Source organism: Erwinia sp. L03-1, from assembly GCF_058686115.1.
Window position 1 is genome coordinate 328304 of record NZ_CM178762.1, and the last position, 12839, is coordinate 341142.

The following is a 12839-nucleotide window of genomic DNA, read 5'->3' on the forward strand; positions in this document are numbered from 1 at the left end:
TCAGGAAGGCAGAGGCAGCGTCCAATGCAGGACCATGACACTCCGTTGTCATGGTCCTGCATTAACTCAGAACAGCTCGTGGCTCTGACCGTTGTCCATAAGCGTGGTTCCCACGTCATGGACGGAGTACTCGGTTGGCTGGGTGCCGTTTATAAAGTACTCCTGACGCGTATTACCGCCGCCGTTAGCCAGCTTGCCGGTACTGCGATCGATAGTCACCGTTACCACGCCTTCCGGCGGCGTCAGCGGCTGTAGCGGAACGCCATCAAGCGCTGCTTTCATATATTCGTCCCAGGCCGGTTGCGCACTCTTCGCCCCTCCCTCATAACCTGAAATTTGATCCTTTATTGCACCGGAAGCGGTGGTACGTCCCAGATCGCGGCGGTGATCGTCAAAGCCAATCCATACCGACGTTACCACGCCAGGTCCGTAACCGGAGAACCAGGCATCCTTGGAGCTGTTGGTGGTCCCGGTTTTACCGCCGATGTCGTTACGTTTCAGATCGCGGCCCGCTCGCCAGCCCGTGCCCATCCAGCCCGGTTCACCGAAGATGTTGGAGTTCAGCGCGCTTTTAATCAGGAACGACAGCGGCGTATTGATCACGTGCGGGGCATACTGCTGCTGACCATCCTGCGCGGCCTGTTGTTGAGAAACCTGCTCAAGCTGTGGCTGCGGCACGGCGGTATTGCTACCGACCTGCGAGATAGTCGGATTTTCCACGCTGTCTTCGCTAAGGGCGACGGCCTTTTGCGTATCGCCGTAAATCACCGGCAGATTGCATTCCGGGCAGGCAATTTTAGGTTTCTCTTCGAACAGCGTGTTGCCCTGTTCATCCTGAATTTTACTGATGAACCACGGGTCAACCAGGAAGCCGCCGTTAACCATCACTGAATAGCCTCTGACCATCTGCAACGGGGTGAAAGAAGCTGAGCCCAGCGCCAGAGATTCTGTGTGAACGATATTCTGCGCCGGGAAGCCAAAGCGTTGCAGATACTGTGCGGCATAATCAACGCCCATCGCGCGCATTGCGCGAACCATCACCACGTTTTTCGACTGTCCCAGCCCCTGACGTAAGCGGATTGGGCCATCGTAGGTCGCCGGTGAGTTTTTGGGACGCCAGTCGGCGCCTGCGCCAGCATCCCAGCGGGAAATCGGCACATCGTTCAGAATGGAGGCCAGCGTCAGACCGCGATCCATGGCGGCGGTATACAGGAAGGGTTTAATGTTCGACCCGACCTGGCGCAGCGACTGCGTGACGCGGTTGAATTTACTCTGGTTGAAATCGAATCCACCGACCAGCGCGCGAACTGCACCCGTTTGGGGATCCAGCGAAACCAGCGAGGAGTTTACGTCAGGCACCTGCGCAATCCACCAGTCGCTATCAACCTTACGAACCCAAACCTGCTGGCCGGGCTGAACGACATCGGTAACGGACTGAGGCGTACGGCCCTGGACCGTGTCAGATTTATACGGACGCGCCCAGCGCATGCCGGCCAGGCCAAGCGTCACGCTGCTGCCATCGCGCAGGGTGGCAGTGGCCTCCTCACGGGTAGCATCAGTGATAACGGCGGGGATCAGCGGCCCATATATTGGCAGCGCCTTGAGCGTTTTCAGAATTTCGCTGTGTCCCCAGCTCTGCTCACCTACTTTCCATAACACGTTAGCCGGGCCACGGTAGCCGTGACGCATGTCATAAGCGATGACGTTGTCCTGCACCGATTTCTGCGCTGCCAGCTGTAGCCTGCGCGTAATGGTGGTAGTGACCCTGAATCCGTCGTTATAGGCATTTTCGCCGTAGCGTTTGATCATCTCCTGGCGCACCATTTCAGTCAGATAAGGCGCGGAAAAGGCAATTTCAGGTGCATGATAGATGGCGGTAAGCGGGGTGCTGCGAGCCTCTTCATACTGTGACTGGGTAATGTAGTGCTGGTCGAGCATGCGACCCAGCACCACGTTACGGCGCTGCAGCGCCCTGTCATGTGAATAGAGCGGGTTGAACGTTGACGGCGCTTTAGGCAACCCGGCAATCATCGCCATTTCACTCAGGGAAAGCTGATCGACATTTTTGCCAAAATAGACCTGAGCGGCCGCGCCAACGCCGTAGGCACGGTAGCCGAGATAGATTTTGTTCAGATAAAGTTCAAGGATTTCATCTTTACTCATCATCTGCTCAATGCGGATGGCGAGGAAAGCCTCCTTGATTTTACGCATCAGGGTACGTTCAGGGCTGAGGAAGAAGTTCCTGGCCAGCTGCTGAGTAATGGTACTGGCACCCTGGGACGCGTGGCCAGACACCAACGCGATACTGGCAGCACGGAAAATACCAATGGGGTCAACGCCGTGATGCTCGTAAAAACGGCTGTCCTCGGTCGCGATAAAGGCTTTTACCATCACCGGCGGGATCTGCTGCAGTTTTAACGGAATGCGTCGCTTCTCACCGTACTGGGCGATCAGTTCGTTATCGGCGCTGTAGATCTGCATCGGCGTCTGAAGACGAACGTCTTTCAGCGTGGCCACGTCCGGCAGCTGGGGCTCTATATATTTGTAAAGGCCATAGATCGAGCCTGCTCCCAGCAGAATGCAAAGCACTGCAAGGATTAAAAAATACTTTACGAACTTCACCTGATATTTTCCACTTTATGTCGATCGGGCAGTTTATAAACAATCGCGCGGTAGTATAAAGGCAAGCCAGAAGCTTGGATACGCCCTTTTAATCACTGACGATATGGAGATCGCGCCTGATGGCATTTCAGACATGGCAAGTCGGCCTGGATATTCAGAACGGGCAGCTTTGTGCCCTCGGCATTCAGCGCCGTCGCAACGGCTGGCAACTTCGTCACTGGTGGCAACATGCTCTGCCGCAAGATACGTTAACCCACGGGCTGCTGCAACGTCCGCAGGCGGTTATCGCTCTCCTGCAACGCTGGCGCAGACAGCTTCCTTACCGTATTTCGCTGCGTGTAGGATTCCCGCCCCAGCTGGTGCTACAGCGCCATATCGACCTGCCGCCTGTCCAGCTACGCGAACCAGAGCGTAGCAGCTATATCACCGCAGCGGCCAGGCGATTTTTCCCAATTGAGCTGGAAAAGCTGGCGTTGGATTACCGGCAGCCGACGGGCAGCGCGTCACAGTTCTGCGTCACCGCTGCCCGGCGTGAGGCGCTGCAAAACTGGCTGGACTGCCTCGAACAGGCGCGGCTTACGCCTCAGGTCATGGAGCTGACGCCGTCCGCGCTTTTTGCGCTGTCGCAAACGCTGTCACTCGATCCCGCCGTGACCCTGATTCATCGACTGGCCGATCACTGGCTATGGTTTGCGCCCCAGCGTGCAGGGCAGCGCTGGGGATGGTGTTTGCGCGAAGAGGCCAATGACTTCAGTGCGCTCAGGACACGTCATTTTGCGCAGGAGGCCGCTTTTTATTACAGCACGGTGGAGCAGGATGCGCTGCCTGATGGCGCTAAGTGGCTTAATCCCCTGGATGCGATCCCCCTTAAACAGGCGCCGCTGCCCGTTTACCCTGGGGCGTTTAGCCTTGCGGCGGGGCTGGCGCTGAGGCCGGAGGATAGCTAATGAGCTGGGTCAATTTACTGCCCTGGCGTGCGCAGCGCGACAGAAAGCGGCTACGGCGCGACTGCTGCCTACTGGCTATGCTGGTGCTCATAGAGGTTTTCTTTGCTCTGACCATTGCCGGAAAACGTGCGGAGAACCTCCGGCATGAGAAAACGGTAGCCCTCTGGCACCGGGCGAATCAGCAGGCTACTGAGTTACAAACGCGCACGGCGGCTCGCGTTCAGTATAAGCAGGCGCTGGCGCTGCGCCTCTCTGCCCGGCAGCAAAAGCAGCAGCAGATATCGCGCTGGTATGATTTTCTGCGCAACCTGCCCGACGCGATGCCTGATGAACTCTGGCTGAGCGGACTGAGTAAAACGCTGGATACGCTGGTGCTGATGGGCTTCTGTCGGGAACCGCGTGAAGTAGATGCCTTTCGTCAGCGGTTACAGGCTCTGGATCTCTTCCGCCGGGTTGGTACGCAGAGTCTTCGCCGGGATGACAGCGGCCGGATACAGTTCAGCCTGCTGGCCGTGCTGCCAGATAAGCCGCCTGGCGATGATTAATACGCTGCTCTTCCGCTGGATTACCCTGCCCTGGCACTATCGACTGGTGCTGTTTTTAGTGCTGGCAGGGGGATTATCCATCGCGACAGACCGGGGCTACAGGGCACCTGCCGATCGCCAGAGTGCCGCGCTGGCGGCTCAACAGCGGAAAGAGACGCGGCGTTACCCTACGATTCTGCGCAGCATTGCCAGCAGCGGGCCGCTGAACCTGCTGGAGGCAGACATTTCCCAGCTCGAGGCTGCCCTGCTGCCGGTCGAACCAGGCCGACGCTTTTCGCTGGTTACACTGTTGGAAATGGCGGGAGGTGAGCTGCGGCTATGGCAGCCCGATGCCAACGGCGCGGCGCTGGTGCTCAGCCTTAGCTGGCCGCAGGTACAAAGGGTACTGGCCTATTTAAGCGGCCTGCCCGGGGCCGCTGAGCTGCCGCATTTCACCCTGAAGCCTGAGGAAGAGCGGCTACTATTCCACCTGGGGCTGGTACTTAACGATGCAGAATAATGTGCTGCATACCACGCTACGGGCATTGTCGCTACTGATCCTGTTTCTCTCATCGGGTCATGCCGCGCGCGATCCCTTTGTTCCCGTGGGCAGCGATGCCTGCCGGTCACTGCCTGCGCCGCCTCAGCACTGGCAGCTGGGCGGTATCATTGGCCGTGAGGGGGACTACCGCGCGTGGCTGGTTTTTAACCCCGAACGATGGGTGGTGCGAACGCCGGATGAGCGGCTGGATCAGCACTGGCACCTGGACGCGGTTAGCGCGTTGAGTATTACCGTCACTCCGGTGCCTGAGTGTTTGCCGCCGAGGGAAGTAAAACTAAAAGGACGACTTTATGAAATGGCAGATGATCCTGCTACTCCTGTTATGCAGGCCGCTTTACGCTGAACCGGATACGCTCTCGCTGGCTTTTGATCGGGCGCCCATCGCGCAGGTGTTGCAGGCGCTTGCCGACTGGCAAAAACTGAACCTGATGGTGGCACCTGGCGTAGAGGGGGTCGTTTCGCTTCGTCTACAGGATGTGCCCTGGCAGCAGGCACTGGCGCTGGTGGTGAAAATGAATAAGCTCACCGTAGAGACAGAGGACAATGTGCTGCTGGTTTATCCGGAAAGCTGGCTGCAGGATAATTATCAGCGGCAGAAAGCGCGTCAGGCAGAGGCACAGAGTGCGCTGCCGCTGGAGACGCTGTCGCTCGCGTTGCTGCATGCCGATGCCACGGCGGTAAATAACAGTTTGCAGGCAGGTCGCGAAAAACTGATGACGCCGCGCGGCAGCGTGACGGTAGATTTACGTACTAATAGCCTGCTACTGCGTGATACGCAGGCAGCGCTGGACGTGACGCGCCGCTGGGTCAGGGCGCTCGATCAGCCGCTGGAGCAGGTCGAGCTTTCAGCACATATCGTGACCATCAGCGAAGAGAGCCTGCGCGAGCTGGGAGTACGTTGGGGCATGAGCGGTGAAGAGAAGATAAATAGCGCGCTTCGCGCCAGCCAGCTGAGAGTCGATCTGGCCGTGACCAACCCGGCCATCGCGGCAGGCTTTACCGTTGCCCGTCTGAACGGCAGGCTTTTAGATCTGGAGCTCAGTGCGCTTGAGCAGGAGAACAAGGTGGAAATCATCGCCAGCCCGCGCTTGCTGACCTCCCATCAGCAGCCCGCCAGCATTAAACAGGGCACTGAAATACCCTATGAAGTCTCCAGCGGGAGCAATGGTAGTACCACCGTTGAGTTTAAAGAGGCGGTACTGGGGATGGAGGTCACGCCAGTCGTACAGCCAAACGGTCGGATTTTACTCAAGCTACACATCAGTCAGAACGTGCCGGGGAGTATGATGCGCAGTGGGGAGGGGGAGTATCTGGCGATTGATAAGCAGGAGATACAGACCCAGGTTACGCTCCGGGACGGGCAGACCCTGGCCTTAGGGGGCATTTTTCAGCAACACAGTTTGAAGGGGCAGCGGAAAGTTCCGTTAATGGGAAGCATCCCTGTGTTAGGCTCTCTGTTCCGTTACGATGCCACTGAACAAAAGCGGCGAGAATTAGTGATCTTTATCACACCGAAGTTGATTCGTGACGAGTAATGCTTTTTTTGTACCAAACTGAGGAGCCAGGTGCTTTTTTCCCTGATTGGTATCATATGCGTTTGACGCAAGAGCCGAATTAGCTTACAAGGTTTAGCGATTTTTGATTTATGGGCCTGGTTTTGGCTTGAGAGAATGCATTTAACCCGTTTTTTATCGTGCGCAACCGGCGTAGCCGATGCAGTGACATCGGGCTGATAAATGAAGCGGACTGAACGCGTAACAATGAGTACGCAATGGGCAAGGTCAATTTAATCGGTTGCCAAAACACCTTCAGTGTTGAGATAATTTTCTTCTGACTCTCGCACTATCGCTCATGAGGTTTCAGTTCATGTCCTGTCCGGTTGGACGGGGTATCATTAACGAATTGTCTTAGTAATACCGAAAAAATGGCAGAGAAACGCAATATCTTTCTGGTTGGGCCTATGGGTGCCGGCAAAAGCACTATTGGGCGTCAGTTAGCTCAGCAACTCAATATGGAATTTTTCGATTCCGATCAAGAAATTGAGCGACGTACCGGAGCGGATGTGGGCTGGGTGTTCGACGTCGAAGGCGAAGAAGGCTTCCGCGATCGCGAAGAAAAAATCATCAACGAACTGACTGAGAAGCAGGGCATTGTGCTGGCTACCGGTGGCGGTTCAGTTAAATCACGCGAAACGCGCAATCGGCTTTCTGCTCGCGGCGTAGTGGTGTATCTGGAAACAACCATCGAAAAGCAGCTTGCCCGTACGCAGCGTGATAAGAAACGGCCATTACTGCAGGTGGAGTCTCCGCCGCGTGAAGTGCTGGAAGAGCTGGCTAACGAACGCAATCCGCTTTATGACGAGATTGCTGACGTGACGATTCGTACCGATGACCAGAGCGCCAAAGTGGTCGCGAATCAGATTATCAATATGTTGGAAAAAAGCTGAAGACGGCTTACACCCGTTCGCGGGCCAAAGTAAAAAGGTGATACCGCTTCATGGAGAAGATTACCGTCACTTTGGGGGAGCGAAGTTACCCCATTACCATTGATGCTGGATTGTTTAACAATCCGGCTTCCTTTTGGCCGCTGCAGGCGGGCGACAGGGCAATGGTCGTCACCAATCAGACGCTGGCTCCGCGCTATCTTGCCCCGCTGTGTAACCTGCTTGAAAAGGCTGGCGTGAAGGTGGATCAGGTTATTCTCCCCGATGGCGAACAGTACAAAACGCTGGCAGTGATGGATCAGGTATTCACCGCGCTGCTGGAAAAAAACCACGGGCGTGATTCCACTTTGATTGCCCTGGGCGGCGGAGTGATTGGCGATCTGACCGGTTTTGCGGCAGCCAGCTATCAGCGCGGCGTTCGCTTTATTCAGGTTCCGACCACGCTGCTCTCTCAGGTCGACTCCTCTGTTGGCGGCAAAACGGCCGTCAATCACCCGCTCGGCAAAAATATGATCGGCGCTTTTTATCAGCCGGCTTCCGTTGTTATTGATATCGACTGCCTGCGCAGCCTGCCGCCGCGCGAGCTGGCATCAGGCCTGGCCGAAGTTATCAAATACGGCATTATTCTTGACGCTGAGTTTTTCAACTGGCTTGAAGAAAACCTGGATGCGCTGCTGACGCTGGACAGCAGGGCGCTGGCTTACTGTATCCGCCGCTGCTGTGAGCTAAAAGCAGAGGTGGTGGCCGCCGACGAACATGAGCACGGACAGCGTGCCTTGCTCAACCTCGGACATACCTTTGGACATGCCATCGAAGCCCATATGGGCTACGGTAACTGGTTGCACGGTGAAGCCGTTGCCGCCGGGATGGTGATGGCCGCCCGCACCGCAGAGCGCCTGGGTCAGTTTTCCACTGAAGATACCGACCGGATCATTGCTCTGCTCAGTCGTGCCGGCCTGCCGGTAACGGGGCCGGAGAGCATGGCGACAACGGACTATATGCCGCATATGCTACGTGATAAGAAAGTGCTGGCGGGTGAACTTCGTCTGGTGCTACCGCTGGCTTTAGGCCGTGCGGAAGTGCGCAGTGGAGTGAGCCACGATCGGGTTCTTGCTGCGATTAATGATTGTCAGAATTCAGCTATCTGAAGAGTTTGACTGGGTTTCGACCCGACGTGATATTTAAGTTTATCGCCGTTCATAGGGTAGTGAACCGCGTCGCCGCGCTACTGGAGGAGGTTATATGGACGAGTTTAAACCGGAAGACGAACTAAAGCCTGACACCAGCGACCGCCCCACGCAGCGGTCTCGCAAACGATCTGCCGCCCCTAAGGCACCGGTTTCACGTCAGCATATGATGATGGGGATCGGTATTCTGGTTTTACTGCTGCTGGTGATTGGCATTGGATCTGCGCTGAACTCGCCTAAAGAGGGCGGCAATCAGCATGCGCAGCAGCCAGCGACATCAGGATCGCAGCCTGGCACCCCGGGCAGCGGCGGCGATAAAAACATCGACCTCTCGGGGTCTTCCTCCATGAGCGGCCAGTCTGGCACGCCTGCGCCCGATGCAGCAAACACCAGTGCGGCTAACATCCGTGCAGCGGACAGCAACGCGGCGGTAGCCCCGGGTCAGCCAGCGACAGCCAACGGACCACAGGAGATCAGCGCACCGCCGGTCTCTTCAACGCCCACGCAGGCACAACAGACGCAAACGCCACCAAACCAGCAGCGTGTAGAGCTGCCGGGCGATCTCAACAGCGCCCTGGCGAATCAGCAGGGCCAGGTGGATGCCGCGACGCAGGATTCGCAGAACAACGGTAGCTCTTTGCCTACCGCAGCGGCTACGGTCGCTGGCGGTCAGGCTTCGCACCCCGCCGTGGGCCAGCCCGCTCAGCCACATCATGTACCGACGCATGTAAATAAACCTGCGGCAGTGCATCACCGGCCAGAAAGCAAACCGGTTGCCAGGGAGAGTAAGCCGCACGAGGCGGCGCCGCGTCATAGCGTTTCTGAAACGCCTAAAGCGACCGTAGCGCATCCGGCAGCCTCCACGTCAACGCCTGGCGGCAACTATACGCTTCAGCTGAGCAGCGCATCACGCGCCGATTCGTTGAATGCCTGGGCGAAAAAGCAGAATCTCAGCGGCTACCACGTCTATAAAACAACGCGTAACGGTCAGCCGTGGTTTGTCCTGGTCAGCGGCTCATATGCCACACCAGCGGAAGCTAAACGGGCAGTATCTTCACTGCCAGCCGAGGTGCGCGCCGGTAACCCATGGGTCAAGCCGGTGAGTCAGGTGAAGAAAGAGTCGCAGAATTAGCCTCGGGTTACCCGATTTTAAGTTGAAGTGAGTCAGCGCGCAGAGATGCGCGCTGATGAATTAAAGCGCAGATATGCTGTCGGTGTAACCGCAGCCAGAAGAGTAATTGTAATAAACGACGGCATGAAAAAAAATCGCGCTTTTTTAAAATGGGCGGGGGGAAAATTCCCGCTTCTTGATGATATACAACGTCATCTCCCCGACGGAGACTGTCTGGTTGAGCCTTTTGTCGGTGCGGGATCCGTATTCCTTAACACCCACTTTCCGCGCTATATCCTGGCCGATATCAACAGCGACCTGATTAACCTCTACGATATCGTCAAAACTCGTGCGGGTGAATTTGTCGCCGATGCCCGCCAGCTGTTTACCCCTGAATCAAACGATGCTGAATTCTACTATGCACGTCGTCTGGAGTTTAACCGCTGTCAGGATCCCTATCGCCGTGGCGTGTTGTTTTTGTATCTGAATCGACACTGCTACAACGGGCTGTGCCGCTATAATCTGAGCGGCGAGTTTAACGTGCCCTTTGGCCGCTATCGCAAACCCTATTTCCCCGAGGATGAGCTCTACTGGTTTTCAGAGCGTGCGCAAAATGCGACCTTTGTCTGTGAATCGTACGATGTTACTCTTAGTCGGGCGCCTCAGGGTTCGGTGGTGTACTGCGATCCTCCTTATGCGCCGCTGTCGGCCACGGCGAACTTTACCGCTTATCACACCAACAGCTTCAGTATGCAGCAGCAGGCGCATCTGGCGGAGCTGGCCAATAAGCTATCTTTTGAGAGCCGTATTCCAGTACTGATCTCTAATCACGATACTCCAATGACCAGACTTTGGTATCAGGCCGCCGAGCTGCATAAAATCAAGGCCCGGCGATCGATTAGCCGCAATGGTGCCGGTCGTAATCAAGTGGATGAACTGCTGGCGCTGTTTGTCAGCGGCTGACCTTAACTGCTGTACGTGCCTGCCAACGGGCGCGTGAAATGGGAGAAACGGATGAAACAGTTTTTACTCGCCCCCTCAATTCTGTCTGCCGATTTTGCCCGCCTGGGTGAAGATACGGCGAAAGTGCTGGCAGCCGGCGGAGACGTTGTGCATTTCGATGTGATGGATAACCATTACGTGCCCAACCTGACCATGGGACCCATGGTGCTGAAAGCGCTGCGCGATTACGGTATCACGGCCCCTATCGACGTGCATATGATGGTGAAGCCGGTCGATCGTCTGATCCCGGATTTTGCTAATGCCGGTGCCAGCTATATCACCTTCCATCCTGAAGCTTCCGAGCACCTCGATCGTTCTCTGCAACTGATTAAAGAGCACGGCTGTAAAGCCGGGCTGGTGTTCAATCCGGCCACGCCGCTCAGCTACCTTGATTATGTCATGGATAAAGTCGACGTCATTTTGCTGATGTCGGTCAATCCGGGTTTCGGTGGCCAGTCATTTATCCCCGGTACGCTGAATAAGCTGCGGCAGGTACGCCGCCTGATCGATCAAAGCGGCTATGACATTCGGCTGGAAGTTGACGGTGGCGTGAAGGTTGAAAACATTGCTGAGATCGCTGCGGCGGGCGCGGATATGTTTGTTGCCGGATCGGCCATTTTTGGTCAGCCGGATTACAAAAAAGTCATTGATAACATGCGTAACGAACTGGAGAAATCACGCCATGGCTCATTTCACTAACGTTCGCGCGCTGGCCTTTGATCTGGACGGGACGCTGACGGACAGTGCTCCCGGACTTGCCTACGCGGTTGACGCTGCGCTGACCGCACTTAATTTACCCGCCGCGGGCGTGGAAAGGGTGTCCACGTGGATTGGTAACGGGGCCGATGTGCTGATTGAGCGCGCGTTAACCTGGGCGCAGGGGCATCAGCCGGAAAGCGCCGTCATTGCCGACGCGCGCGTTCTGCTCGACAGACACTATGCCACGACCATTGAGAGCGGCAGTAAGCTGTTCCCCGGCGTGAAAGAGGGCCTGGCTGCGCTGGCGGAAAAAGGTTTGCCGATGGCGATCGTGACGAATAAGCCGACGCCATTTGTTAAGCCCCTGCTGACATCGCTCGGCATTGCTGACTACTTTAGCCTGATTATTGGCGGAGACGATGTTGCGGCGAAAAAACCGCATCCAGCCCCGCTGTTTCTGGTGTTAGGCAAGTTTGGCCTGCTGCCTGCGGAACTGGTTTTTATTGGCGATTCACGTAACGATATTCACGCAGCCCAGGCTGCCGGGTGTCCCAGCGTTGGCATGACCTGGGGCTACAACTACGGCGAGCCGATAGCGACCGCGCATCCTACCGTGGTACTTGACCATTTTAACGATTTGTTGCCCTCGCTAGGGCTGTAATTATCAGGACGAAAAAACATGAGCAAACCCATCGTATTTAGCGGCGCACAGCCTTCCGGCGAACTGACCATCGGTAACTATATGGGGGCGCTGCGTCAGTGGGTCAATATGCAGGACGACTACCACTGTATCTACTGCATTGTCGATTTGCACGCCATCACCGTCAGGCAGGATCCGGCCGCGCTGCGTAAGGCGACTCTGGACACGCTGGCGCTTTACCTCGCCTGCGGTATCGACCCGAAAAAAAGCACTATTTTTGTGCAGTCACACGTCCCTGAACACACTCAGTTGAGCTGGATCCTGAACTGCTACACCTATTTTGGCGAGCTTAGTCGCATGACCCAGTTTAAGGATAAGTCGACGCGCTACGAAGAAAATATCAACGCCGGACTGTTTGACTATCCGGTGCTGATGGCCGCCGATATTTTGCTTTATCAGACCGCGCAGGTGCCGGTCGGGGAAGATCAGAAGCAGCATCTCGAGCTGAGCCGCGATGTTGCCTCACGTTTTAATGCGCTTTACGGCGACGTTTTCCGGGTACCTGAGCCGTTTATTCCGACTTCTGGCGCGCGCGTGATGTCGCTGCTTGAGCCGACTAAAAAGATGTCTAAATCTGACGATAATCGCAATAACGTCATCGGTCTGCTGGAAGATCCTAAGTCGGTTGTGAAGAAGATTAAACGTGCGATGACCGACGGCGATGAGCCGCCGGTGGTGCGCTATGACGTGAAAAACAAGGCGGGCGTTTCAAACCTGCTGGATATTCTGTCCGGCGTAACCGGTAAGAGCATCCCCGAGCTCGAACAGCAGTTTGCAGGCCAGATGTATGGCCACCTGAAGGGCGCCGTGGCTGATGCCGTTTCAGAGATGCTTGGCGATCTCCAGGCGCGTTACCATGAGTTCCGCAATGACGAAGCCCTGCTGGAACAGATTATGCGTGACGGCGCGGCGAAAGCCCGGGCGCAGGCGCAGGAAACGCTGAAGAAGGTATATGAAGCCGTCGGCTTTGTTGCTCAGCCATAATCCTGCCCTCCGGCCAGCAGCAGAATGCACGCTGCTGGCCAGTCCTCCCCCTGCGTAT

General features: G+C 56.3%; 13 protein-coding genes. 12 read left to right on the forward strand and 1 reads right to left on the reverse strand.

The genetic code is table 11. The features are described from left to right. Positions 1 to 66 precede the first annotated feature (66 nt). A complete protein-coding gene (mrcA, locus tag AC4PCC_RS01425) occupies positions 67 to 2622 on the reverse strand; it encodes a peptidoglycan glycosyltransferase/peptidoglycan DD-transpeptidase MrcA (protein WP_492126180.1) in 2556 nt (851 codons plus the stop codon). A gap of 119 nt (positions 2623 to 2741) precedes the next feature. Here mrcA and pilM point away from each other — a divergent pair, with 119 nt between their 5' ends. The 12 genes from pilM (at position 2742) to trpS (ending at position 12781) form a co-directional block, all read left to right on the forward strand. Then, entirely contained in the window at positions 2742 to 3569 is an 828-nt protein-coding gene (pilM, locus tag AC4PCC_RS01430; protein WP_492126181.1) for a type IV pilus biogenesis protein PilM, read from the forward strand. Beyond that, on the forward strand, positions 3569 to 4114 hold the full coding sequence (locus tag AC4PCC_RS01435) for a PilN domain-containing protein (RefSeq protein WP_492126182.1): 546 nt from the start codon (positions 3569 to 3571) through the stop codon (positions 4112 to 4114). Before pilM ends, AC4PCC_RS01435 begins: the two co-directional genes overlap by 1 nt. Further along, entirely contained in the window at positions 4107 to 4613 is a 507-nt protein-coding gene (locus AC4PCC_RS01440; protein ID WP_492126183.1) for a HofO family protein, read from the forward strand. Before AC4PCC_RS01435 ends, AC4PCC_RS01440 begins: the two co-directional genes overlap by 8 nt. Beyond that, positions 4603 to 4998: a hypothetical protein gene (locus tag AC4PCC_RS01445; RefSeq protein WP_492126184.1), complete on the forward strand. Its 396-nt coding sequence runs from the start codon at positions 4603 to 4605 to the stop codon at positions 4996 to 4998. The genes AC4PCC_RS01440 and AC4PCC_RS01445 overlap by 11 nt, the downstream gene beginning before the upstream one ends. Further along, positions 4946 to 6190 carry a DNA uptake porin HofQ gene (hofQ, locus tag AC4PCC_RS01450; protein ID WP_492126185.1) on the forward strand — a complete coding sequence of 415 codons (1245 nt, stop codon included), beginning with the start codon at positions 4946 to 4948 and terminating at the stop codon, positions 6188 to 6190. The genes AC4PCC_RS01445 and hofQ overlap by 53 nt, the downstream gene beginning before the upstream one ends. Before the next feature lie 389 nt (positions 6191 to 6579). Beyond that, on the forward strand, positions 6580 to 7101 hold the full coding sequence (aroK, locus tag AC4PCC_RS01455; protein WP_067709862.1) for a shikimate kinase AroK: 522 nt from the start codon (positions 6580 to 6582) through the stop codon (positions 7099 to 7101). Positions 7102 to 7151: 50 nt separating this feature from the next. Then, positions 7152 to 8246 carry a 3-dehydroquinate synthase gene (gene aroB / locus AC4PCC_RS01460; protein WP_492126186.1) on the forward strand — a complete coding sequence of 365 codons (1095 nt, stop codon included), beginning with the start codon at positions 7152 to 7154 and terminating at the stop codon, positions 8244 to 8246. Positions 8247 to 8340: 94 nt separating this feature from the next. Beyond that, positions 8341 to 9417 (forward strand): SPOR domain-containing protein, encoded by a 1077-nt coding sequence (locus AC4PCC_RS01465; protein WP_492126187.1) that lies wholly within the window; start codon positions 8341 to 8343, stop codon positions 9415 to 9417. A gap of 123 nt (positions 9418 to 9540) precedes the next feature. Next, positions 9541 to 10359 (forward strand): adenine-specific DNA-methyltransferase, encoded by an 819-nt coding sequence (dam, locus tag AC4PCC_RS01470; RefSeq protein WP_067709865.1) that lies wholly within the window; start codon positions 9541 to 9543, stop codon positions 10357 to 10359. A gap of 51 nt (positions 10360 to 10410) precedes the next feature. Next, entirely contained in the window at positions 10411 to 11097 is a 687-nt protein-coding gene (gene rpe, locus AC4PCC_RS01475) for a ribulose-phosphate 3-epimerase (RefSeq protein ID WP_067709866.1), read from the forward strand. After that, the gene (locus AC4PCC_RS01480) at positions 11081 to 11758 is read left to right on the forward strand and encodes a phosphoglycolate phosphatase (protein ID WP_492126188.1); all 678 of its coding nucleotides are present in this window, start codon (positions 11081 to 11083) and stop codon (positions 11756 to 11758) included. The genes rpe and AC4PCC_RS01480 overlap by 17 nt, the downstream gene beginning before the upstream one ends. Before the next feature lie 18 nt (positions 11759 to 11776). Then, a complete protein-coding gene (gene trpS / locus AC4PCC_RS01485) occupies positions 11777 to 12781 on the forward strand; it encodes a tryptophan--tRNA ligase (protein ID WP_067709869.1) in 1005 nt (334 codons plus the stop codon). Positions 12782 to 12839 lie beyond the last annotated feature (58 nt).